Here is a 22,453-nt window from a genome sequence, read left to right as displayed (position 1 = left end):
GAGCGCCTTGCGGAGCTTGAATGGCACCTCTCGCGCTGAGGGACCGGGAACGGGCGCTGATTGCACCGCTTCTTCCCGACAAGCCTCGTGGCCTTGCGCGGACGAACGACCGGCGCGTCCTGAACGGGTTTTCTCCGTCCTGCGGACAGCGCCACCCTGGCGCGACCTTCCCGAGCGCTACGGTCCATATACGACCGCTTCCAACCGATGGGCCAAGGCGGGGCAGCGTGCTACGACAAACTCGCCAAGGGATTTCTCGCAGCCGTCACAATCGCAGCCGCAAGACTGTGGTGCGGAATTATAAGTCCACTCCCTGGACAGGACCGGCTGGGGCCAGACACTTCTCCCGCTCTGTTTTCGCTTGCGGAGCTCTAACAGGCTGCTGAAAAAGTCCTTGCGACAGGACAGCGCGGGCGGGGAGCCAGGAAATCCGCCTCAAATTTGCCGAAAACACCCCATTTTCGGGCCGATATCAGCTGGTTCCAGAACGATTTCCGCTGCGTCGCCCTCTCAAAATCCTTTTTCAGCAGCCTGCTAAGCGAGACCCGTGGCGGGCCTTGGCGGGCAGGAACGGCAAAGCCGGTGTCGGCTGCGGCACTGGCAGCGAGCCTTGCCACGGCTTCTTGGTGCATGGAAAGATCGGCAGGGCCGGGCACCTCTGCCGCTCGGTTCTCGCACGCGCCGCGCGAAGCGATGCCCGGCGCACGCCCCGGCGGGCAGGAACAGCGGGTCCGATGGCCATCAGAGGCCGTCGGAGCAGATGCATGTGGCGCGCCCGGGCAGGAACGATTGCATGAGTTTCCAGAAATCCCTTTGGCGTGATGCATGTCGCGCGCGCCCGCGGGCAGGAACGAGCGGGCGACATGAACGCCCTGCCGACTGCGGCGATGCCTGTCGCCCGCCCTCGGGGGCAGGCACGGCCGAGCGGGGCGGGCGGCGCAGGTGGCGGACCTGCCGCGGGCTTCCTGCCGCACGACCGGCCGGGTCAGCGGCGGCGCGTTCCCGTCGGCGCCTATCCGGCCTGCACCTCGACCCCGGCCAGGACGCCGTCGATGATCGCGCCGGCGGTCTCGATCGTCGCGGCCAGCCGCTCGGCCAGTTCCTCCAGCGAGGCCGTGCCGGTCTCGCGCAGCAGGAAGGTCTGCCCGCCCTTGCCCAGGTTGTCCATGTCCAAGGGCTTTTCGGTCAACAGCCGGCCGGCGCATTGCAGGCTCCACAGGAAGCGCCGGGCCGAGGCCAGCCTTTCGCCATCCTCGCGCCCGACCAGCCCGATCCGAGGGCCGGTGCGCAACTGCGCCTGCACCGCCCGCGCGGCCGAACCGGCCCGCAGCGCGAAACATTGCGCCAGCAGCTCGATGTCCTGCAACCGGCCACGGCCGATCTTGGCCTCCCAGGCGCCATCCGGGGCCTTGGCGGCGAAGATGCGGGCCCGCATCCCGGCCAGATCCGGCATCACCCGCGGGTCCGTGCCGCGGGTTTGCAGCACCTCGACCCGCAGCGCCTCGACCTCCTCGGCCAGCGCGGCGGCATCGGTGCCGCAGGTGCCGATCACGCGGGCGCGGGTCAGCGCCAGATGCTCCCAGGTCCAGGCCTCGGTCATCTGGTAGTCGCGAAAGCTCTGCACCGAGGTCGCCACCGGCCCCTGCCGCCCCGAGGGGCGCAGCCGCATGTCCACCTCGTAAAGCCGCCCGGCCGAGGTCGGCGCCGAGAGCGCGGTGATCACCGCCTGGGTCAGCCGCGCGTAATAGGCCCGCGTCGCCAGGGGTTTCGACCCCTCGGACGCCTCTTGCCCGGCGGCGTCGTAGATCACGATCAGGTCCAGGTCCGACGAGGCGTTCAGCTGCCGCGCGCCCAGCGAGCCCATGCCCAGCACCACCGCCCCGCGACCCGGCGGCGGTCCGTGGCGGCGGGCGAATTCGGCCGCGACGACCGGGAACAGCGCGGCGACTGCGGCATCGGCGACATCGGCATATTGCCCGCCCGCCTCCTCGGCGCCGATCAGGCTGCGCAGATGATGCACGCCGATGCGGAACTGCCCCTCGTGCGCCCAGCGCCGCGCGGCGTCCAGCGCCTGTTCGTAGCCGCCGCCCGGCGCGGCCAGCGCCGCATCCAGCACCTGGTCCAGTTGGCGGCGCAAGGCGGCGGCGCCGGGCCAGGCCGCAAAGAAGCTGCCGGCCAGCACCCCGTCCAGCACCTCGGGGTGGCGGGCCAGATAGGCCGCCAGCCCCGGCGCCGTGCCGCAGATGTCGGCGATCAATTCGATCAGCTGCGGATTGGCCTCGAAGAGCGAGAAGAGCTGCACCCCGGCCGGCAGCCCGGCCAGGAAGGCGTCGAACCGCGCCAGCGCCTCTTCGGCATGGGCGGCGGCGGTCAGCCGGGTCAGCAGGTCCGGCTCGATCCGGGCAAAGACCTCGCGCCCGCGGGCCGAGCGCAGCGCGGGATAGCTGCGCCAGCGCTCCACCATCGCCTCGGCCTCGGGGGACAGCGCCGGGCGGGCCCGCTGCTCGCCGGGGGCGAAGAAATCGCCGGTCAGCGCCTCGACCCGCGCCAGGCGGGTGGCCAGGCGCGCCGACCAGGCGGCGGTGTCGCCCTCGCCCATCATGCGGGCGATGGTGTCCAGCCCCTCGGCCGAGGCGGGCAGCGAATGGGTCTGTGCGTCGTTCACCATCTGGATGCGATGCTCGATCTCGCGATGCTCGCGGTAATGCGCGGTCAGCTCCTGGGCCACCTCGGGCGGCACCCAGCCCTTTTCGGCCAGCCGCGCCAGCCCCTCGACCGTGCCGCGCAGGCGCAGGTCGGGGTCGCGGCCGCCGGCGATCAGCTGGCGGGTCTGGGTGAAGAACTCGATCTCGCGGATGCCGCCCTGGCCCAGCTTCATGTTGTGGCCCGGCACCTCGATGCGGCCGTGCAGCCCCTTGTGGTCGCGGATGCGCAGCCGCATGTCGTGGGCGTCCTGGATGGCGGCGAAGTCCAGGTGCCGCCGCCAGACGAAGGGGCGCAGCTCGCGCAGGAAGCGCGCGCCCGCCGCCAGGTCGCCGCCGCAGGGCCGCGCCTTGATATAGGCGCTGCGTTCCCAGGTGCGGCCCTCGGCCTCGTAATAGGCCAGCGCCGCCGAGATCGAGATGCAGACCGGCGTCACCGCCGCATCGGGCCGCAGTCGCAGGTCGGTGCGGAAGACATAGCCCTGGTCGGTGTTGTCCGAGATCGTCGCCGCCGCCTTGCGGGTGGCGCGGATCAGGGCGGCGCGGGCCTCATACTGGTCATCGGGATCATAGGCGCCGTCGTCGTAAAGCACGATCAGGTCGATGTCCGAGGAGTAGTTCAGCTCTGCCGCGCCCATCTTGCCCATGGCGAGCGCGACGATGCCGCCGGCCTCGGCCCCGGTCGGGGGCAGCTTGCCGCGCGCCTGCTCGGCCGCGACATGGGCGCGCAGGGCCAGGTCCGTGGCGCGGTCGGCCAGGTCGGTCAGCGCGCCCGTCACCCGTTCCAGCGGCCAGACGCCGCCCAGGTCGGCCAGCGCCGTCCACAGCGCCACCCGCCGCTTGGCGCGGCGCAGCGCCGGGCCGAGGGCATCGGCGGAAAGCGTCTCGAACCCCGCCGTCTCGCGGGCGACGACATCCCCGTGCGCCAGCGCGCCGGGCAGCCAGTCGGCCTCGCGCTCGATCAGCCCGGCCAGGTAGGGGCTGCAACCGGCGGTGCCGCGGATCAGATCGCCCAGCCGGGGATCGGCGATCCCGGTCGCTTGCAGCGCGGAAAGGCCGCGGGCGGGGTCGGCGGGGATGGGCAGGCGGGTGATGCGGGCGGCGAAATCCATGGCCGCAGCCTAGCCGCAGCCGGCGCCGCGTCAATGCCGCGCGAATGGACCGAGAGGTTCAATTCTTGCGGTTTTCCCTGCTTGGCGCGGGGTGCAACTGTTGCTAGGCTCGGCCCAAGAGCAATCCACAACGCAGCCCCGACCGCCGCCAATGCGCGCCGAGATGAGAGTGACCCGACCGCAGCATGCGCCGCCAGGCGCGGCGCGCCCCAGACGCCGGGGGCGCGGCTGATGCGGCACAGCCTGCCTCATGCGCCGCAATTCTATGTGACGGCGCCGCAGCCCTGCCCCTATCTGCACGGCCGGGCCGAACGCAAGCTGTTCACCGCGCTGACCGGCGATTCGGCCAACGAGCTGAACAACGCCCTGTCGCGCCAGGGCTTCCGCCGCTCGCAGAACGTGCTTTACCGGCCCAGCTGCGAAAGCTGCGTGGCCTGCATGTCGGCGCGCATCCGGGTGTCCGAGTTCCAGCCCTCGCGCACGCAGCGCCGGATCGCGCGCAGGAACGTGCATCTGCGCCGCCTTGCCACCAGCGCCTGGGCGACCGAGGAACAGTATGAACTGTTCCGCGCCTATCTGGACGAACGCCATGCCGACGGCGGCATGGCCGACATGGACATCTTCGAATTCGCCGCGATGATCGAGGAGACGCCGGTGCGCACCCGCGTCATCGAATATCGCACGCACCAGGGCGACAGCAGCGAGATCCCGCCGCCGCCCGGCAGCGACCGTCTGGTCGCGGTCTGCCTGACCGACGTGCTGGATGACGGGCTGAGCCTGGTCTACAGCTTCTATGACCCGGCGCTGGAAAGCGCGAGCCTGGGCACGCATATCATCCTGGACCATATCGATCTGGCGCGCAGCGCCGGCCTGCCCTTCGTCTACCTGGGCTATTGGGTGCCCGGCAGCCGCAAGATGGACTACAAGGCGAAATTCTCGGCGCTGGAGATCTACAAGGGCGGCGTCTGGCAGCCGATCGGCGATCCGGCGCAGCATACGTCGGACATCCACCCCCTGTCCATCGACCCCATCGTGGAGCAGGTGGCGCGGATCAACCTGCCCTCGAACCGGAAATGATTACCGAAAAGCCGGCGTCTTGGTAAGAATATTTCAAGAATTTGCGGCATCGGGTCATTTTCTTGGACAATCGCCATTGACCGCGCCTCGCCGCACCCATAGTTTTCCGCGTCGCAGCGGGGCGGCTGTCCCCGCCGCGTTTTTGTTCAGAGATGGAGAATGGGCATGTCCCGACAGATGACGGGTGCAAGGATGGTTATCGAGGCTCTGCGCGATCAGGGCGTCGATACGGTATTCGGCTATCCGGGCGGGGCGGTACTTCCCATCTATGACGAGATTTTCCAGCAAAACGACATCAAGCACATCCTGGTCCGCCACGAACAGGGCGCCGTCCACATGGCCGAGGGCTATGCCCGCTCGACCGGCAAGCCGGGGGTGGTGCTGGTCACGTCCGGTCCCGGCGCGACCAATGCCGTCACCGGGCTGACCGACGCGCTGATGGATTCGATCCCCATCGTCGTGCTGACCGGGCAGGTTCCGACCTTCCTGATCGGCACCGACGGCTTCCAGGAGGCCGACACCATCGGCATCACCCGCCCCTGCACCAAGCACAACTGGCTGGTGAAAGAGACGGACGAGCTGGCGGCGACGATCCACAAGGCCTTCCACATCGCCACCTCGGGCCGTCCGGGGCCGGTGCTGATCGACATCCCCAAGGACGTGCAATTCGCCACCGGCGAATATGTCGGGCCCAAGCAGATCGAGACGCCCAGCTACCAGCCGGCGAAGAAGGGCGACCTGGCCACCATCACCCGGCTGGTCGAGCTGATGGAGACGGCCGAGCGGCCGATCTTCTATACCGGCGGCGGCGTCATCAACTCGGGCCCCGGCGCCAGCCAGCTGTTGCGCGAGCTGGCGGATGCGACGGGCTTTCCCGTCACCTCGACGCTGATGGGGCTGGGGGCCTATCCGGCCTCGGGGTCGAAATGGATCGGCATGCTGGGCATGCATGGCCTCTACGAGGCCAACATGGCCATGCACGATTGCGACCTGATGATCGCCATCGGCGCACGCTTCGACGACCGCATCACCGGGCGGGTCGCGGATTTCAGCCCCGGCTCGGTCAAGGCGCAGATCGACATCGACCCCAGCTCGATCAACAAGGTGATCCATGTCGACCTGCCCATCGTCGGCGATGTCGGCCATGTGCTGGAAGACATGCTGAAGGTCTGGAAGGCCCGCGGCCGCAAGACCAATGCCGAGGCGCTGCGGGCATGGTGGGCGCAGATCGAGCAGTGGAAGGCGCGCAACTGCCTTGCCTATCGCAACTCGGACAAGGTCATCAAGCCGCAGCACGCCTTGCAGCGCCTGCAGGCGCTGACCGCCGCGCGCAAGCCCTATTTCACCACCGAGGTCGGCCAGCATCAGATGTGGGCGGCACAGTTCCTGCATTTCGAGGATCCGAACCACTGGATGACCTCGGGCGGGCTGGGGACGATGGGCTATGGCCTGCCCGCCTCGATCGGGGTGCAGGTCGCCCATCCCGAGGCGCTGGTGGTCAACGTCGCCGGCGAGGCGTCCTGGCTGATGAACATGCAGGAAATGGCGACCGCCGTGCAGTTCCGCGCGCCGGTCAAGCAGTTCATCCTGAACAACGAGCGCCTGGGCATGGTCCGGCAATGGCAGCAATTGCTGCATGGCGAGCGCTACAGCCAGAGCTGGTCGGAAAGCCTGCCCGATTTCGTCAAGCTGGCCGAGGCCTTTGGCTGCGGCGGGCGCACGGTTTCGGACCCGGCCGACCTGGACGCGGCGATCCAGGAGATGATCGACTATGACGGCCCGTTCATCCTGGACGTGCTGGTCGAAAAGCACGAGAACTGCTTCCCGATGATCCCCTCGGGCAAGCCGCATAACGAGATGCTCTTGGGCGAGGCATCGACCGAAGGCGCCATCACCGGCGCCGGCGCGGCCCTGGTCTGAGGTTAGGAGAAGAACATGGCGGCACTGAACATCCAGAAGGGCGCATCCAGCCATTCGGCCTATGACCTGCGCGACCCCAACGCCCAGACCATCGAAAGCCACACCCTCGCGGTGCTGGTCGAGAACGAGCCGGGCGTGCTGGCGCGCGTGATCGGCCTGTTTTCCGGGCGCGGCTACAATATCGACAGCCTGACCGTGGCCGAGGTGGACCACCTGGGCCACCGCTCGCGCATCACCATCGTCACCCGCGGCACCCCCGCGGTGATCGAGCAGATCAAGGCACAGCTTGGCCGCATCGTGCCGGTGCATGATGTCCACGACCTGACCGTCGAGGGCCCCTGCGTCGAGCGCGAGCTGGGCCTGTTCAAGGTCACGAGCAAGGGCGACAAGCGGGTCGAGGCGCTGCGGATCGCCGAGATCTTCCGCGCCAGCGTGGTCGATTCGACCCTGGAGAGCTTTGTCTTCGAAATCACCGGCACGCCCGAGAAGCTGGACGCCTTTGCCGAGTTGATGCGGCCCCTGGGCCTGTCGGACCAGGCCCGGACCGGCGTCGCCGCGCTGGCGCGCGGCGCCTGACGAATCAGCGGGCGGCCGCCAGTCTCAGCGGCCGCTCTTGCGCCTCGCCTTCGCGGTTCGAAATCACCCGCAGCACCGGGCGGGCCGGTTCGGGTTTTTCGCCCATGTTCCGCAGCAGGCTGGGCAGTTCCGACCGCTTGTTGCCCCCGACGATGCTGACGAAGCGGGCATGGCGCAGGTCGGCCTGCATTTCGATCTCAAGCTCGACCAGGTCGCCCGCCTCGGGCCATTCCGTTCCGGCGAACAGGTTTTCCCTGCCCTGCAGATAGGCCAGGGCGCCATGATCCTCGCACCAGATCACGGCCTTCTCCTTGGCCGGACTGCTCCATAAAATAACCCCGATCATGAAAGCTCCTAAAAGACAAAAGCCACCCGGCAATAAGGACGTAACCCAACCCAAGCGGGAAACTATCGGCAATTTCTCGCCTATGAAAGCAATTTCTGGCGGAACCGTTCAGTTTGAGGGAGAATCGGCAGTCAAATTGATCTTTTACGGCTGCGGCCCGCCTGAATTTCATCTTTCTCACGAGAAAACAAACTGTTCCGTCTAGCCTGTGGCCGATGCAGCAGCGCAACGGCGGCCGAGCTATCGCACCCGGCCCGCCCGGTAATCGGCCACGGCCCGCGCAACCTGGCCCATACGGGCGCTGCGCGACGGGTGGGTGCCCAGAATTTTATCACCCGGATCGGGGATGCGGGCGAAAAACAGCGCACCGTGTTCGGGATCGAAGCCGGCGTTCAGGGTGATGATCGCGCCCAGGTAATCGGCCTCGAGTTCCCAGTCCTTCGAATAGTAGCGGGCGCCGAACTGGGCGCCGAAATCCTGCGCGGTGCGAATCGCCTCGGGATCGCCGCCATAGGCGCTGGCCAGCCCGCCCAGGATCACCGCGCCCACGGTCGCGGCGCCGGTCTTGCGGCTGATATGGCCCAGGATGTGGTGGCTCGCCTCGTGCCCGATGACGAAAGCCAACTCGTCAGCATTGCGCGCCTCGCCGATCAGCGACAGGGTGAAACCGATGATCGGCCGGCCGCTGGGATCGACGGTCTGGAAGGCGTTCGGCTCCAGCCCCGCGCGGTCGTCGACGACGAACTGGAAATCGCAGTTGATCGGCTGGGTGCGCCGCTGCAGGCATTCGCGTTCCACCGCCGGCTCCATGCGGCTGACCACCGAGACGAAGGTGCGCGCCGAGGCCGAGGCATTGGCCGGCGTGTCCGGGGCGGGCGTGATGATGACGTCAGGCCCGCCGGGCTGCGGCACTCCCGGCTGCGGCACGGGCGCGGCGACACAGCCCGCCAGCACCAGCACGACCGCCGCCACCGCCTGCCATGTCCTCATCATCTGCCGCCCTCGCCTGCCCGTGTTCGCGCCACTCTAGCCGCGGCGGCCGCCTCGCGCCAAGCCCCGGACTTGCCCCGGCCGCAATATCACGCGATTGTCGGGGAAAGCCGAACGGGAAGGATCCCCGATGTTCACCATCGAGCATGATTTCGACGCGACCGTCATCACCCTGATCGACGAATTGCCACAGGCCGAGATCGGTTCGCGCCCGCTGAACGAGGATGTGGTCATCCACAGCTTCGACGACCGCGTCGTGGTCGAGCAATTCGACCCCGACACCGGCGAGCTGGCGCAGATCGTCCTGACCATCGAGCAGCTGGAAGAGCTGCGCGCCGCGCTGAACCTGCCCGAGGGCAACTATCGGCTGCAACGCGGCTAGCCAGGCGGTCCGGCTAGTCGATGCGGAACAGCTTGTCACGTGCCGTGGCCCCGCGGACCAGCACCAGCCGCGACTTGGCCACCCCCAGCGCCTTGGCCAGCAGCTTGACCACCGCGGCATTGGCCTTGCCGTCCTCGGGGACCACGGTGACGGCGACGCGGATCGCCTCGCCGTCCAGGATCACCGCATTGCGCGAGGCGCGCGGGGTGACGCGCACCGCGATTTCGGCGCCGGGCCGGGCAAGATGGCTAAGGTCGGTCATGCCCCTTTCAAGCCGGGCGCGGCGAAAAAGGCAATGCCGGCTGGTGCCGGCGGGCCGGCGCGGCTATCTGATGGCCAGGACATGCGCGAACCCGACGAGGACCGAATGGAATATGCCGATCCCGCCACCCTGGCCTTCCTGGCCAGCCGCCGCTCGCACCCGCCGAAACTGCTGGCCGGCCCGCCCCCCTCGCGGGAGGCGCTGATGGAGCTGCTGGAACTGGCCGCCCGCGTGCCCGACCACGGCAAGCTGGAGCCCTGGCGCTTTGCCGTGCTGGAGCGCGCGACGCTCGACCGGCTGGCCCCGGTGCTGGCCCGGCACGTGCTGGACCAGGGCGGGGACGAGGCGGCGGCGGAAAAGGCCCGCTCGGCCTTTGGCTCGCCGGTGATCGTGGCAGTGGTCTCGGCCCCGGTCGAAAGCCCCAAGGTGCCGGAATGGGAACAGTTCCTGTCCGCGGGCGCCGTCTGCCTGGAGCTGGTGAACGCGGCGCTGGCGGCGGGCTACGGCGCCGCCTGGCTGACCGGCCCGGCGGCCGAGGCGGATTTCGCCCGCGCCCATCTGGGCCTGGCCGAGGGCGAGCGGATCGTCGGGCTGGTCCATATCGGCCGGCGCGGCCCGACCCCGCCCGAGCGTCCGCGCCCGGATGTCGCGGCCAAGACCACCTTCCTGTGATGGTGCTGCGGGCGCTGATCCTGGCTTGGGGCGACCTGCTGCGGCCGCGCATCTTCGGCGTGGTCGCGCTTGGCGTGGCGCTGACGCTGGCCTTGTTCCTGGTATTGCAGGCCGGCGCCTTCTGGGCGATCCGCGCCTTTGCCCCCGAGACGCTGACCCTGCCCTGGATCGGCGCCGTGCCGCTGGCGCCCGCGCTGTCCTGGGGCTCGCTGCTGCTGTTCCCCTTGATGAGCATCTTCCTGATGACCCCGGTCGCCGCCGGCTTTTCAGGTCTGTTCGCCGAGCGCGTCGCCGAGGCGGTCGAGGAGACGCATTATCCCGCCGCCAAGGGCCTGCCCGTCGATTTCTGGGACGGGCTGTGGGAATCGCTGGCGGTCATGGGCGCGGTGATCCTGGTCACGCTGGCGACGCTGGCGCTGACGCCCTTCCTGGGCCCGCTGGCCTCGCTGCTGTTCTATGGCGGCAACGGCTGGCTGCTGGGGCGCGAGTTCTTCCAGATGGCGGCGCGGCGCCACCTGCACGAGCCGCAGGCGACCGCCCTGCGCCGCAGCCTGGCCATGCAGGCGACGGCGCTGGGGGTGCTGATCGCGGCGCTTCTGACGGTGCCGGTGCTGAACGTGGTCGTCCCGGTGCTGGCGGCGGCGGGGTTCACCCACCTCTACCATCTCAGCGCGTCCAGGCCTCGAGGTCGGCGCGGGTGATGACGCCGGCGATGATGACATAGGCGATCACGCCCCAGATCAGCCCGGCGATCAGCGTCGCCCACAGCGCCTTCTTCTTCAGCTTGGGCTCGTGCGGGGCGCCGGCGGGGGTGCCGGGCGTCACCTGCCCGACATCGGCCTGGCTTTGCTGGCCGATCGGCAGCAGCACGAACAGCACCAGGAACCACAGCACGGCGTAAAGGACGATGCCCCCGGTCAGGCTCATCAGACCTGCTCCAACTCGATCAGGCAGCCGTTGAAGTCCTTGGGATGCAGGAACAGCACCGGCTTGCCATGGGCGCCGATCTTGGGCTCGCCATTGCCCAGCACGCGCGCGCCCTCGGACTTCAGCTTGTCGCGGGCGGCCAGGATGTCGTCGACCTCGAAGCACATGTGATGGATGCCGCCCGAGGGGTTCTTTTCCAGGAAGCCCTTGATCGGGCTGTCCTCGCCCAGGGGATAGAGCAGCTCGATCTTGGTGTTCGGCAGCTCGATGAAGACGACGGTGACGCCATGGTCGGGTTCGTCCTGCGGCGCGCCGACCTTGGCGCCAAGGCTGTTTTCATATTGCGCCGCCGCGGCCTTCAGGTCGGGCACGGCAATGGCGACATGGTTCAGGCGTCCGATCATCACTTCCTCCGTCATTTGCGCCCTTCTAAGGCCAGAGCCCAGCCGGGGAAAGGAAAACAAACCGCCGTTAACCGCTTCTTAGGGAAAACGCGCAATCCTTGGGACAGTTGGTGATTCCCAGTTAGGATTTTGCGAGATGGAACAGGAAAGCATCGGTGCGGAAGACTTTCCCACCTGGCGGGCCGCCCTGCCGAACCGGCCGCTGGCCGGGCTGACGGTGCTGGTGGTCGAGGATTCGCGCGTCGCCTCCGAGGCGGTGCGGCTGCTGTGCCTGCGTTCGGGCGCGCGCATCCGGCGGGCCGACTGCATCCGCTCGGCCCTGCGGCATCTTCAGACCTATCGGCCGGGGGCGGTGATCGTGGACATGGGCCTGCCCGACGGCGACGGCGCCGACATGATCGCCACCATCGCCCGCGCGATGCCGCGGGTGCCGGTGATCCTGGGCATCTCGGGCGATCCGGCCAGGCGCGAGGCGGCGATCCGGGCCGGCGCGGACGGTTTCCTGGCAAAGCCCGTCGAAAGCCTGGCGCTGTTCCAGGAGGCGATCCTGGCCGCCCTGCCGCCCGACGCGCGGCCGCAAGGGCTGCGCGCCCTGCCCGAGGACATGATCGCCGCCGACCCCGAGGCGCTGCGCAACGACCTGGCGCATGTCGCCGACGTGCTGGCGCAGGCCGACGACACCGCCGCCATCGACTATATCGCCCGCTTCCTGGCCGGGGTCGCCCGCTCGGCCCATGACCGGATGCTGGAGGATGCGGCGACCACGCTGGCGCGCGACCACGCGCAGGGCCGGGCGCTCGCCACCGACCTGGCGCGGATCAGCGGGCTGGTGCAGGACCGGCTGGCAAGCGCGCGGATCTCGTAGGCCCTAGCCCGCGGTCAGCGCCGACAGGCTTTGCCGCTGGCGTCCCTGGGCATCGAAATTGCCGGGCGCGAGCCATGCCTGGTGCGCACGCGCCAGGGCGGGCCAGTCGCGGTCGATGATCGCATACCAGGCCGTGTCGCGGTTGCGGCCCTTATAGATCATATGCTGGCGGAAAATGCCCTCGAAGACAAAGCCATAGCGCAGCGCCGCCCGACGCGAGGGGGCGTTCAGCGCATCGCATTTCCATTCGACCCGGCGATAGCCGGCCTCGAAGGCCCAGCCGATCATCAGCGAAATCGCCTCGGTCGCGGCCGGGCTGCGCTGCATCGGCGGCGCGATCTCGATATGGCCGATCTCGATCACCCCATTGGCCGGGTCGATGCGCAGGAACGAGGCAAGCCCGCCCACCTTGCCGGTCGCGCGGTCGCGCAGGGCATAGAAATACGGGTCCGCCTTGGCCGCCATCCCGGCCTGCCAGGCGCGATAGGCCGGCAGGTCGGCGAAGGGGCCATAGCCCAGGTAGTCCCAGACCCAATCCTGGCCCCGGTTGGCCGCGAACAGATTCTCGGCATGGCGCTCGGGGTCCAGGCGCTCCAGCAGGACATGGCGGCCCTCGATCCGGTCGGGACCGGGCGGGGGCGGCGGCACGAAACCCGCGACCAGGGGCCCGGTCGGCCGCGGGCCGTCGCCCTGGGCAAAAGGCGCGGGCGCGCGGTCGGGGTGATCCTGGGACATGGGCAGGGCTCCGGCAAGGGCTCAGGCCAGCATCCCCGGATCGCCGCCAAGGTCAAGGCCGGGAAAGATCTCGCGCTCCAGCCTGTCGCGCCCGATGCCGAACAGCCCATGCATGGCCCAGGCGGCATAGGCGCGGATGTCGCGCGTGGGCATCAGGTCGCGGCCGGCGTAAAGCTGGTCCTCGCCCAGGCCCGGCCAGTCGCCAAAGGCGCGCCCGCCCCGGATCGCGCCGCCCGCCATCAACAGCGCGCCGCCGGTGCCGTGATCGGTCCCGCCCGAGCCGTTCTCGCGCACGGTGCGGCCGAATTCGGTCATGGCCAGCACCGTGGTCCGGCCCCAGTTCGGCCCCAGCCCCTCGCGCAGCTTCAGGATCGCCGCCGCCAGCCGGTCCAGCCCCCGGCCCAGCACGACGGGCTGGTTGGCATGGCTGTCCCAGCCGGCAAGGGAAAAGGCGGCGATGCGGCTTTCGGCGTTCAGCCGGCTGGCGGTAAAGGCGGCCAGCGCCTCGGCATCGGCGGTCGGGCCCGGCATCTTGCCCAGGTCCGAGGTCTCGGCGCTGATCTGCACCGCGTCCTGCGCCGCATCGCGAAACAGCGGGTCGTCGTGATAGACATGCTCCAGCAGCATCTGCGCCTGCGGCGACAGCTTCAGCCAGGCCCGCGGCGCCCAGCTGAGATGCGCGGCCTTGCCGGTCAGGATCTTCATCTGCTCGACGCCGACCGCATAGGCAGTCTCGGCCGTGGCGCCGGGCGTCGCCTGCAACAGCCGGTTCAGCCAGCCGCCCACCCGCCGGTCCACCGGCAGGTCGTTGCCGGTCCCCGCCTCCAGCAGGTCCTGGCCGTCGAAATGGCTGCGCTTGTCGCGATAGGGGGTCGAGACGGCATGGGCAAAGGCCAGCTCGCCCTTTTGCCACAGCGGCAACAGCGGCTCCAGCCGCGGATGCAGCGCATAGAAGCCGTCGAGGTCCAGCGCGCCGTTTTCCGGCCCGACCGAAAGGTTGCGGCGCAGCTTGGCCAGCATCGGGTCGCCATAGGGCTGGATCGCATCGAGCCCGTCCATGGCGCCGCGCAGGATGATGACGACCAGCCGGTTCTCGCCCGGAAGCGCGGCGAAGGTCATGGAACTCATCAACGGATGCGCCGCGGCCGAGCAGCCGATCAGCGCCGCCCCCTTCAGAAACAGGCGCCGGTCCAGTGTCAGCATCTGCCTACCCTCCTATCGCCGGTTGAAATCGCCCGAGGCGAGGATCAGCGCCACGCCCTCGGCCGCCGATTCCGCCTTGGGCACGGCCCAGGCCAGTTCCGCCGACTGCGTGCCGCCGAAAGCCGAGACCAGCATCTCGCGCGGGTCGGGCAATTCGTCCAGCAGCAGGCGGGGAATGCGCAGCGACCAGTTGATCCGCGCGGCCAGCGTCTGCGCCGCGATCCAGGCATCGGCCGTCTCGGGCCAGCCGTCGGGGCCTTTGGGCCGGCCCCAGGGCTGGCCCATGGCCTCGAGCGGGCCCCAGGCGATGCGGCGAAACATGGGCAGCTCCAGCCGGGCGATCCCTTCGCCGCGGATGCCCAGCGCCCTGAGCCCGGCCACGCAGAAATCGAAGGGCTGGCGCACCTTCTGCCGCAGGCCGGAGGCCAGGTCGGGATGGCTGGCCAGCACGCGATAGACCTGCGGCAGGTCGCCGCCCGTGTCGCGCCAGGTGGCCGCCATGGCCTCGACCAGATCCTCGGACGGGTCGTCCGAGACGAAATGCACCGCCAGCTTGCGCGACAGGTGCCGCGCGGTCTCGGGCCGGCGGGCGATGTCGTGAAAGGCGTCGCGGATGGCGTCGAGCCCGTCGCGCCGGCCGCCGCCATAGGCCCGGCCCAGCACCGTCTCGGCCCCAGGCTCGGCCCAGGGCGGGCGAAAGGCGAAGCCCGACCGATGCGAAAAGCTGAGCCCGGTCAGCAGCTCGGCCAGTTCGCGCACGTCCTCTTGCTCATAACCGGCGCCCACGCCCAGCGAATGCAGCTCCAGCGCCTCGCGGGCGAGGTTCTCGTTCAGCCCGAAATTGCGGTCCGGGCGGCGCCGCGCGACGGGCGAGCCCGGCCCGCGGCTGGAGATCTGGTCCAGATAGACCAGCATCATCGGATGGGTGTCGGCGGCGAAGAACATGTCCTCGAACCGGCCGTTCACATGCGGGCGGATCGCCTCGTCCACGAAGGCCAGCGCCAGGGCGTTGTTCATCTTGTCCGTCGCGCGGACGGTGAAATGGTCGGCCCAGAACTGCACCAGCCTTTCGCCGAAGCCGATCGGGTCGTCCAGGGCGCGGATCACCCGGCGGCGCAGGCCCTCGACCGGCAGGTCGCCGAGCTGGCGCTCGGCCTCCTGCCCCTCGGCCGGCTCGGGCCGCCCCTCGCGCCGGGCAAGGCGGACATCGCGAAACCGCGTCGCAAGGGCGCTGGCCTTTTCGGTGGTCATCGCCTCGGGGCCAGGACCGGCGCTTGCAGGACCGGCCAGAACCGCCTCGACATCGGCGGGCGGCGGCATCAACGGCGACAGACCAAAGCCCAGCCGGATCGCCGCCAGTTCGGGAAATCCAAAGCTCATGCAATCATCCCTTGCAGGGGAAATCGCCCCCATGCGCAGGTTATGGCACGACCTCGGCCCGAGGTCAGTTCACGCTTTCTTCAGCATGCGGCGATGCGGCAACAGACTGCCGACGCAGCGCCGCCAAGCTTACTCGCGCGGCAGCACGCGCAGGCGCAGCTCGCGCAGCTGCTCGTTCGTCGGCTCGCTGGGGGCGCCCATCATCAGGTCTTCGGCGCGCTGGTTCATCGGGAACATGATGACCTCGCGGATGTTCACCTCGTCGGCCAGCAGCATGACGATGCGGTCGATCCCCGCCGCGCAGCCGCCGTGCGGGGGCGCGCCATAGCGGAAGGCCTTGACCATGCCGCCGAACCGCTTTTCCACCTCGTCCCGGCCATAGCCGGCCAGTTCGAAGGCGCGGAACATGATCTCGGGGCGGTGGTTGCGGATCGCGCCCGAGACCAGCTCATAGCCGTTGCAGGCCAGGTCGTATTGATAGCCCTTGACCGCCAGCGGGTCGCCCGCCAGCGCATCCAGGCCCCCCTGCGGCATCGAGAACGGGTTGTGGCTGAAGTCGATCCGCCCGTCCTCGCCCTTTTCATACATCGGGAAATCGACGATCCAGGCGAACTTGAACTGGTTCTCGTCGATCAGGCCCAGCTCGCGGCCGATCTCGTTGCGGGCGCGGCCGGCGACGGCCTCGAAACCCTCGGGCTTGCCGCCCAGGAAGAAGGCCGCGTCGCCCTCGCCCAGGCCCAGCTGGGTGCGGATCGCCTCGGTCTTCTCGGGGCCCAGCGCCTTGGCGATGGGGCCGGCGGCTTCGGTCGTGCCGTCCTCGGCCTTGCGCCAGAAGATATAGCCCATGCCGGGCAGGCCCTGCTGCTGGGCGAATGCGTTCATGCGGTCGGCGAACTTGCGCGAGCCGCCGGTGGGCGCGGGAATGGCGCGGACCTCGGTGCCCTCCTGCTCCAGCAACTTCGCGAAGATCGCAAAGCCCGAGCCGCGGAAATGCTCGCTGACCACCTGCATCTCGATGGGGTTGCGCAGGTCGGGCTTGTCCGAGCCGTATTTCAGCATCGCCTCGGCATAGGGGATGCGCGGCCAGGTCGCGTCGACCCGGCGGCCGCCGCCGAAGGTTTCGAACAGGCCCTGGATCACCGGCTGGACGGCGCGGAACACGTCCTCCTGCTCGACGAAGGACATCTCGACGTCGAGCTGGTAGAAATCGGTGGGCGAGCGGTCGGCGCGCGGATCCTCGTCGCGGAAGCAGGGCGCGATCTGGAAATACTTGTCGAAGCCCGCGACCATGATCAGCTGCTTGAACTGCTGCGGCGCCTGCGGCAGGGCGTAGAACTTGCCCGGATGCAGGCGCGAGGGCACCAGGAAGTCGCGCGCGCCCTCGGGCGAGCTGGCGGTGATGATCGGGGTCTGGAACTCGGTGAAGCCCTGGTCCCACATCGCGTCGCGCAGCCATTTGACCACGCGCGAGCGCAGCATGATGTTGTTGTGCAGGCTTTCGCGGCGCAGGTCGAGGAAGCGATAGGCCAGCCGCGTCTCCTCGGGATAGTCTTGGTCGCCGAAGACCGGCAGCGGCAGGTCGTCCGCGGCGCCCAGGATCTCCATATCGGTGGCATAGACCTCGATCTCGCCGGTGGGCAGCTTGGGGTTGACCAGGCTCGGGTCGCGCAGCTTGACGCGGCCGTCGATGCGGATCACCGTCTCGGCCCGCAGCTTTTCCAGTGCCGGGAAGGCGGGCGAGTCGCTGTCGGCGATCACCTGGGTGATGCCGTAATGGTCGCGCAGGTCGATGAACAGCACCCCGCCATGGTCGCGGACCCGGTGGACCCAGCCGGACAGACGGACTTCGGACCCGGCGGCAGCGGCGGTCAGCTCGCCGCAGGTATGGCTGCGATAGGCGCTCATCGTTTTTCCCCTTGCGTATCGGCCCCGCATGAACCGCGCCGCGCGGGCGAAGTCAAGCAATCAGAACGGCCTCACCACGTTGCCGGTGTAGAAATAGGCGCCCATGCCGACGGCAAAGAGGACATTCCCCGCCACCGCATGCAAGACCCAGGCCGAGGGGAAGCCGCGCTCCAGATAGGCGCGGGCAAAGAACCAGCCGCCGACGAAGGTCAGCACCGCCACCACCCAGGACCAATACATCAGGTGCGCAAAGGAAAACACCGCCGCGTTCAGCGCGATCGCCCCCTGCCCCGCCGGCAGCAGCGCGGCGTAGCGGTGGAAGAACAGCGGGCGAAAGATCAGCTCCTGCGGCAGGGCCGAGAGGATCGGGTAGAACACCCAGATCACCGGCAGGAACTCGGGCCGCTGCCGCACGATCTGGAAGATCGAGTTCGGCCGGTCGAGCGCCAGGATCGCCAGCCCCGTCAGCAGGGTGGCCAGCGCGATGGCCAGGATCTCGCGCCAGGGCAAGCGGCTCCAGCCGCGCACCAGGCTGTGCCAGTGAAAGCCGCCGGTGCGCCACAAGAGGCCCAGCCCCGCCAGGCTGAACACCGCCAGCGCCTCGAACAGCAAGTGGCCGGGCAGGAACAGCGCGATGACCAGCGGCGCCCCCAGGTAGAGCGCCGCGAATTCGGCCCAGAGCAGGCCGCGCCTTATTGCAGGCGCTGGCTCAGCCATGCCCGCCACTGCGCGGGCGAGCCCGCAAAGACGTTCAGGTCCACGTTGCCGCGGATCCCCGGCACGATGCCGGTGCCGGTATATTGCCAGAACGTATAGCGCTGGCCGGGATAGACGATGCGCGGATGGCCCGCGACCGAGCGCAGCCAGAACTCCTCGGGCCAGGAGCCGAGGTTGTTGTCGCGGTAGAAATCGACCGTCGTGTAGATGATCGGGCGCTGGCCATAGTGCCGGTGCAGGATGTCCTTGAAGATCTTGGCCTCGCGCAGCACCTCGTGGCTGGCCGGGCGATGCGGGCAGGTCTTGGAGGCGGTCCATTCCAGGTCCAGCACCGGCGGCATGGCGCCGCGTTCCCTGGGCACGTTGGCGATGAACCAGGCCGCCTGTTCCGAGCCCGAGCGGCAGAAATAGAAATAGTGATAGGCGCCGCGCGGGATGCGGGCCTGCGCCGCCTCCTGCCAGTAGCGGCGGAAGTTCGGGTCGGCATGGTCGCCGCCTTCGGTCGCCTTGATGAAGGCGAAGCTGATGCCCGAACTGCGCACCCGGTGCCAGTCGATCTCGCCCTGCCAGCGCGAGATGTCGATGCCGTGGACCGGGTGGTCATAGGGATGCCCGCCGATCCAGGGATGCGGCGCGCTGTCGCCGAACTGCGGGCCGCTGCCCTGCCCCGCCATCACCGCCGGCCCGCTCGAGGGCCCCCCGCAGGAGGCCAGCGCGACCAGCGCCAGCACTGCCATAATCTTGCCCAGGAATGTCATCTCTGCCCTCTGCCCGCGCCTTTCCGGCGCCTTCGTCCCTGCGCCTGTGTTCGGCGCCTGTCCGTCCTTATCGCAAAGGTGCGACGCTCTGTCACGATGGCGTGACAGTCACGAGTTTGTCAGCGGCGGCGGAGACCGTGGTCAAAGGGGCACGATCCTGCCCGACGCCTCCCTGCGGACCCCGCGGCTGGCAAGTGCGGCGCGGTCGTCGGCTTGGCGGATCAGGTCGTTATGCAGCTGCGGGATGCCGCCGTCGATATTGGCCGCGTTATATTCCTCGGCCGAATAGGCGGTGCCTTCGGCATCGTAAAGCGTAAGAGTCCCGTCGGCGGACACGTCCATGATCTTGCCCAGCGTGCCATGGGTAATGCTGAAACCCTGGAAGCTGCCGTCATAGGCCGGCTGCGTCACGCTGGTCGAATCGAAGCTGAACAGATTGGCCAGAGAGGCCGCCATCTTTTCCATTTCTCCCATTTCATGCAGTATGATATAGGTTCCGCGTTCTATTGCGGCCTTCCAGTCGCCGCTGCCGGCGCGGCCGTCCGAGCCGATACCATAAAGCCTGCCAGAGGCATCCAGCATCTGATCCTTGTGGGTTTCTATCCCGATCCTGGAACCGATGACGTCCCGCGCAGCTTTCACCAATGCGGTCGCGAAATGATACGCATTGGCCATCGCGTCACGCCGCGACAGAAAATCCGCATCGCGCTGCGGCGCCCTTGTTCCCATGGGAATTTCCTGCGCAGTTACGAAATGGCCGGGGAAAACCTTGCGGGGATCAGAGAGCGTTTTCTCCCACACATTCTTAAATCCAAATGCATCGGCAATTTCCGGGTCGAACGGGCTTCTGGAACCGTCCCCGAGCGCATATCGGAGTTCCGCTTTCCGCTTGCCTTCGGCAACCATTCGCTCGATATATTCGCTGTCGTAAAGGCCGCTGGCCGGGTCATACACGCCACTGGCCGGAACATATCTGTCAGAGGCGCCCGGACTGTCCAGGATCGGCGCAGCCTGTGGCCCGGCAACGCCATCAGTCGCCGTCGCACCCTGTCCAGCGATGGCAGCAGAGGGATCACGCTGGCTGAGGATGGTCAGAGCAATACCGGCAGATGAAAGCTGCATGGAAACGATTCCGTTCAATTAAAAACATTGCACATCGTTGGTTGATAGGCTATCCTCTTCCTGCAAGCAACTGAAAGATATTTATAATTTTTTGTTTCATGTGGAGATGGTTAATGGCGACTTACACGGGCACCAGCGGCAATGACCGCATCACCGGCGGCACCGGAAACGATTTTATCCTGGGCAGCGCCGGCAATGACACGATTTACGGCATGGACGGTGCTGACATCATCATGGGCGGGGCCGGCAACGATTGGATCATGGGGGGAAATGGAAAGGACACCATCTATGGAGACGGCGGAGATGACGTCATAATCGTAAACGACGTGAGGGATTATTATTCCCTTGCAGGCGATGATATTTCTGGCGGCTCTGGCGAGGATACCATAGCGGCAGAAGCGACCACCAGCAGCAGCTTGCTTGCCATAAAACTAGGGAAGGTGTCTTGGGTAGAGGTTCTGGAAAACAGGACGAACAAGGAACTCATGGTAGAAGGCGCCGGAATTATCGATGTTTCCAGCATAGGAGATTATGAGTCAGCAGGTGGCGCTCTGGGGCAGATCTGGGGCAGTTCGACCAACGACACCATCTACGGATTCAATTTTTCCTGGCACTCCGACACGATTTCTGGCGCGGCCGGGAACGACCTTATCCATGGCATGGCCGGCGATGACTTTCTTTTGGGAATGGCAGGAAACGACACCCTGTCCGGCGGCGCAGGCAATGACGCACTGGCGGGCTATACCGGCAGCGATACCTTTCTTTTCAAATACGATTCCGACGAAGGAAACGACCGCATCATGGATTTCGAGGGCGGCACCGACAGGATCCAGCTTACCAATACCGGCGGCGGCGTGACGTTCGACGACCTTGTGCTTACCGATGTCGGCGCGGATTGCCGTATAGATCTGGCCGGCGGAACCTCGATCCTGATCGTGGGCGTCGGTTCCGCCGCGCTCGACGCGGGCGATTTCATCTTCAGCTGACGGCAGGCCCCAGGGGCCTCAATCGGCCTCGGGCACCAGCTTGCCGGGGTTCAGCACCCCCTCGGGGTCCAGCGCCTGCTTGATCGCCGCCATGACGCCGATGGCCGCGCCGTGCTGGGCGGGCATCAGGGGGCGCTTGCCGATGCCCACGCCATGCTCGCCGGTGATGGTGCCGCCCACCGCAATCGCACGCTCGGCCATGCGCAGCGCGACGCGCTTGGCGGCGGCAAGCTCGGCCTCGTCGCCGGGCGCCACCAGGATCTGGGCATGGAAATTGCCGTCGCCGACATGGCCGACGATGGGGCCCAGCAGGCCCTCGGCGCGGATGTCCTCGGCCGCCGCCGCCACCGCGGCGGGCAGATGCGACATCGGCACGCAGACATCCGTCACCACCGCCGTCGCCCCCGGCCGCAGCGCCAGGCAGGAACGATAGGCGTTGTGGCGCATCTTCCACAAGGCAGCCCGCGCCTCGGGCGTGGTCGCCCAGTCGAAGCCGGTGCCGCCGAACTCGGCCGCCAGCGCACCGAAGGCCTCGGCATCGCCCTTGACCGAGGCGGAGGAGCCGTGGAACTCGACCATCAGATGCGGGCCTTCATGCATCTGGGTGCCCGAGGCGCGGTTGAAGGCGCGCACCACGTCGGCGTCGATGAACTCGATCCGCGCCATCGGGATGCCGGACTGGATCGTGGCGGTGACGCATTCCACCGCCTGCTCCAGCGTCGAAAAGCCGCAGACGGCCGCGGCGACCTCCTCGGGCTGGCCATGCAGGCGCAGGGTCAGTTCGGTGATGATGCCAAGCGTGCCTTCGGAACCGACGAAGAGCGCCGTCAGGTCATAGCCGGCGCTGGATTTCGCCGCCCGCGTGCCGGTGCGGATGACGCGCCCGTCCGCCAGCACCACCTCGAGCGCCAGCACGTTGTCGCGCATGGTGCCATAGCGCACGGCCGTGGTGCCCGAGGCGCGCGTCGCCGCCATGCCGCCCAGCGAGGCATTGGCGCCGGGATCGACCGGGAAGAACAGGCCGGTCGCGCGCAGCTCAAGGTTCAGCGCCTCGCGCGTGCAGCCGGGCTGGACGCTGACCTGCATGTCCTCGGCGCGGATCTCCAGCACCCGGTCCATCTTGGTCAGGTCGATCACCAGCCCGCCCTGCGGCGCCAGCGCCTGCCCTTCCAGCGAGGTGCCGGTGCCCCAGCCGATCATCGGCACGCGATGCGCATGGCAGATGGCGGCGATGCCCGAGACCTCCTGGGTCGAGACCGGCCAGGCCACCGCATCGGGCGGCGGCGCGCGGTGGAAGGTCTCGGACTGGGCGTGCAGGTCGCGGTCGGCGCCGCTGGTGGACAGGCGCGCGCCCAGAAGCGCGGAAAGCGCGTCGAGGGCCGGGGCGGGAATCGGCATGGACATCTCCTGCG

The 22,453-nt window shown here is 68.2% G+C and carries 22 protein-coding genes and 1 pseudogene; 9 read left to right on the top strand and 14 right to left on the bottom strand.

What is annotated here, in order from left to right; genetic code table 11:
• Nucleotides 1-20 precede the first annotated feature (20 nt).
• Nucleotides 21-223, top strand: a pseudogene (locus E3U25_RS23375) (transposase); the annotation flags it as partial.
• Between the two features lie 789 nt (nt 224-1,012).
• Here E3U25_RS23375 and E3U25_RS23370 read toward each other — a convergent pair.
• Nucleotides 1,013-3,814: a [protein-PII] uridylyltransferase family protein gene (locus E3U25_RS23370; RefSeq protein ID WP_116222923.1), complete on the bottom strand. Its 2,802-nt coding sequence runs from the start codon at nt 3,812-3,814 to the stop codon at nt 1,013-1,015.
• A 231-nt stretch (nt 3,815-4,045) separates the two neighbouring features.
• Here E3U25_RS23370 and E3U25_RS23365 point away from each other — a divergent pair, with 231 nt between their 5' ends.
• The 3 genes from E3U25_RS23365 (at nt 4,046) to ilvN (ending at nt 7,387) form a co-directional block, all read left to right on the top strand.
• Nucleotides 4,046-4,891 carry an arginyltransferase gene (locus E3U25_RS23365; RefSeq protein WP_036751281.1) on the top strand — a complete coding sequence of 282 codons (846 nt, stop codon included), beginning with the start codon at nt 4,046-4,048 and terminating at the stop codon, nt 4,889-4,891.
• A 165-nt stretch (nt 4,892-5,056) separates the two neighbouring features.
• The gene (locus E3U25_RS23360) at nt 5,057-6,811 is read left to right on the top strand and encodes an acetolactate synthase 3 large subunit (RefSeq protein WP_116223271.1); all 1,755 of its coding nucleotides are present in this window, start codon (nt 5,057-5,059) and stop codon (nt 6,809-6,811) included.
• A gap of 15 nt (nt 6,812-6,826) precedes the next feature.
• Nucleotides 6,827-7,387, top strand: a complete 561-nt coding sequence (gene ilvN, locus E3U25_RS23355) for an acetolactate synthase small subunit (RefSeq protein WP_028712010.1) — start codon at nt 6,827-6,829, stop codon at nt 7,385-7,387.
• Nucleotides 7,388-7,391: 4 nt separating this feature from the next.
• Here the strand turns inward: ilvN and E3U25_RS23350 are convergent, their stop codons facing one another.
• Nucleotides 7,392-7,733 (bottom strand): hypothetical protein, encoded by a 342-nt coding sequence (locus E3U25_RS23350; RefSeq protein ID WP_116222924.1) that lies wholly within the window; start codon nt 7,731-7,733, stop codon nt 7,392-7,394.
• 240 nt (nt 7,734-7,973) lie between these two features.
• Nucleotides 7,974-8,726, bottom strand: a complete 753-nt coding sequence (locus E3U25_RS23345) for a M48 family metalloprotease (protein WP_036751284.1) — start codon at nt 8,724-8,726, stop codon at nt 7,974-7,976.
• A 127-nt stretch (nt 8,727-8,853) separates the two neighbouring features.
• Between E3U25_RS23345 and E3U25_RS23340 the strand changes: the two genes are divergently transcribed.
• Nucleotides 8,854-9,105 (top strand): hypothetical protein, encoded by a 252-nt coding sequence (locus E3U25_RS23340; RefSeq protein WP_036751286.1) that lies wholly within the window; start codon nt 8,854-8,856, stop codon nt 9,103-9,105.
• 13 nt (nt 9,106-9,118) lie between these two features.
• Here E3U25_RS23340 and E3U25_RS23335 read toward each other — a convergent pair whose 3' ends face one another.
• Nucleotides 9,119-9,367, bottom strand: a complete 249-nt coding sequence (locus E3U25_RS23335) for a DUF167 domain-containing protein (protein WP_116222925.1) — start codon at nt 9,365-9,367, stop codon at nt 9,119-9,121.
• Nucleotides 9,368-9,472: 105 nt separating this feature from the next.
• Here E3U25_RS23335 and E3U25_RS23330 point away from each other — a divergent pair, with 105 nt between their 5' ends.
• Together E3U25_RS23330 and E3U25_RS23325 are read left to right on the top strand one after the other, a co-directional pair.
• Nucleotides 9,473-10,039, top strand: coding sequence for a nitroreductase family protein (locus E3U25_RS23330; RefSeq protein ID WP_116223272.1), 567 nt, complete (start codon nt 9,473-9,475; stop codon nt 10,037-10,039).
• Nucleotides 10,039-10,740 (top strand): EI24 domain-containing protein, encoded by a 702-nt coding sequence (locus E3U25_RS23325; protein ID WP_114534848.1) that lies wholly within the window; start codon nt 10,039-10,041, stop codon nt 10,738-10,740. The genes E3U25_RS23330 and E3U25_RS23325 overlap by 1 nt, the downstream gene beginning before the upstream one ends.
• Here E3U25_RS23325 and E3U25_RS23320 read toward each other — a convergent pair.
• Nucleotides 10,706-10,966: a DUF1467 family protein gene (locus E3U25_RS23320; protein ID WP_036751289.1), complete on the bottom strand. Its 261-nt coding sequence runs from the start codon at nt 10,964-10,966 to the stop codon at nt 10,706-10,708. The genes E3U25_RS23325 and E3U25_RS23320 overlap by 35 nt on opposite strands.
• A complete protein-coding gene (gene mce / locus E3U25_RS23315; protein ID WP_116223273.1) occupies nt 10,966-11,370 on the bottom strand; it encodes a methylmalonyl-CoA epimerase in 405 nt (134 codons plus the stop codon). Before mce ends, E3U25_RS23320 begins: the two co-directional genes overlap by 1 nt.
• A 136-nt stretch (nt 11,371-11,506) precedes the next feature.
• Between mce and E3U25_RS23310 the strand changes: the two genes are divergently transcribed.
• Nucleotides 11,507-12,235, top strand: a complete 729-nt coding sequence (locus tag E3U25_RS23310; protein WP_116222926.1) for a response regulator — start codon at nt 11,507-11,509, stop codon at nt 12,233-12,235.
• A 3-nt stretch (nt 12,236-12,238) separates the two neighbouring features.
• Here the strand turns inward: E3U25_RS23310 and E3U25_RS23305 are convergent, their stop codons facing one another.
• From E3U25_RS23305 to E3U25_RS23275, 7 genes are all read right to left on the bottom strand, one after another.
• Nucleotides 12,239-12,970 carry a GNAT family N-acetyltransferase gene (locus E3U25_RS23305; protein ID WP_116222927.1) on the bottom strand — a complete coding sequence of 244 codons (732 nt, stop codon included), beginning with the start codon at nt 12,968-12,970 and terminating at the stop codon, nt 12,239-12,241.
• A gap of 21 nt (nt 12,971-12,991) precedes the next feature.
• Nucleotides 12,992-14,173, bottom strand: coding sequence for a DUF1501 domain-containing protein (locus E3U25_RS23300; RefSeq protein ID WP_116222928.1), 1,182 nt, complete (start codon nt 14,171-14,173; stop codon nt 12,992-12,994).
• Between the two features lie 12 nt (nt 14,174-14,185).
• Entirely contained in the window at nt 14,186-15,553 is a 1,368-nt protein-coding gene (locus tag E3U25_RS23295; RefSeq protein ID WP_116222929.1) for a DUF1800 domain-containing protein, read from the bottom strand.
• Between the two features lie 129 nt (nt 15,554-15,682).
• The gene (gene aspS / locus E3U25_RS23290; RefSeq protein WP_036751297.1) at nt 15,683-17,458 is read right to left on the bottom strand and encodes an aspartate--tRNA ligase; all 1,776 of its coding nucleotides are present in this window, start codon (nt 17,456-17,458) and stop codon (nt 15,683-15,685) included.
• Between the two features lie 60 nt (nt 17,459-17,518).
• Nucleotides 17,519-18,175 carry a CPBP family glutamic-type intramembrane protease gene (locus tag E3U25_RS23285; protein ID WP_036751299.1) on the bottom strand — a complete coding sequence of 219 codons (657 nt, stop codon included), beginning with the start codon at nt 18,173-18,175 and terminating at the stop codon, nt 17,519-17,521.
• Complete coding sequence (locus tag E3U25_RS23280; protein WP_036751300.1) at nt 18,151-18,933, bottom strand: glycoside hydrolase family 25 protein; 783 nt, start codon at nt 18,931-18,933, stop codon at nt 18,151-18,153. Before E3U25_RS23280 ends, E3U25_RS23285 begins: the two co-directional genes overlap by 25 nt.
• 141 nt (nt 18,934-19,074) lie before the next feature.
• Nucleotides 19,075-20,055 (bottom strand): hypothetical protein, encoded by a 981-nt coding sequence (locus E3U25_RS23275; RefSeq protein ID WP_140847001.1) that lies wholly within the window; start codon nt 20,053-20,055, stop codon nt 19,075-19,077.
• A 113-nt stretch (nt 20,056-20,168) separates the two neighbouring features.
• Here E3U25_RS23275 and E3U25_RS23270 point away from each other — a divergent pair, with 113 nt between their 5' ends.
• The gene (locus E3U25_RS23270; RefSeq protein WP_166435608.1) at nt 20,169-21,041 is read left to right on the top strand and encodes a calcium-binding protein; all 873 of its coding nucleotides are present in this window, start codon (nt 20,169-20,171) and stop codon (nt 21,039-21,041) included.
• Nucleotides 21,042-21,059: 18 nt separating this feature from the next.
• On the opposite strand, the gene E3U25_RS23265 is transcribed toward E3U25_RS23270, so the two are convergent.
• Nucleotides 21,060-22,439, bottom strand: coding sequence for an FAD-binding oxidoreductase (locus tag E3U25_RS23265; protein ID WP_116223274.1), 1,380 nt, complete (start codon nt 22,437-22,439; stop codon nt 21,060-21,062).
• Between the last annotated feature and the right edge of the window lie 14 nt (nt 22,440-22,453).

This window comes from Paracoccus versutus (assembly GCF_029909795.1).
GTDB classification, from domain to species: Bacteria; Pseudomonadota; Alphaproteobacteria; order Rhodobacterales; family Rhodobacteraceae; genus Paracoccus; species Paracoccus versutus.
This window is presented reverse-complemented; position numbering and strand designations above follow the sequence as displayed.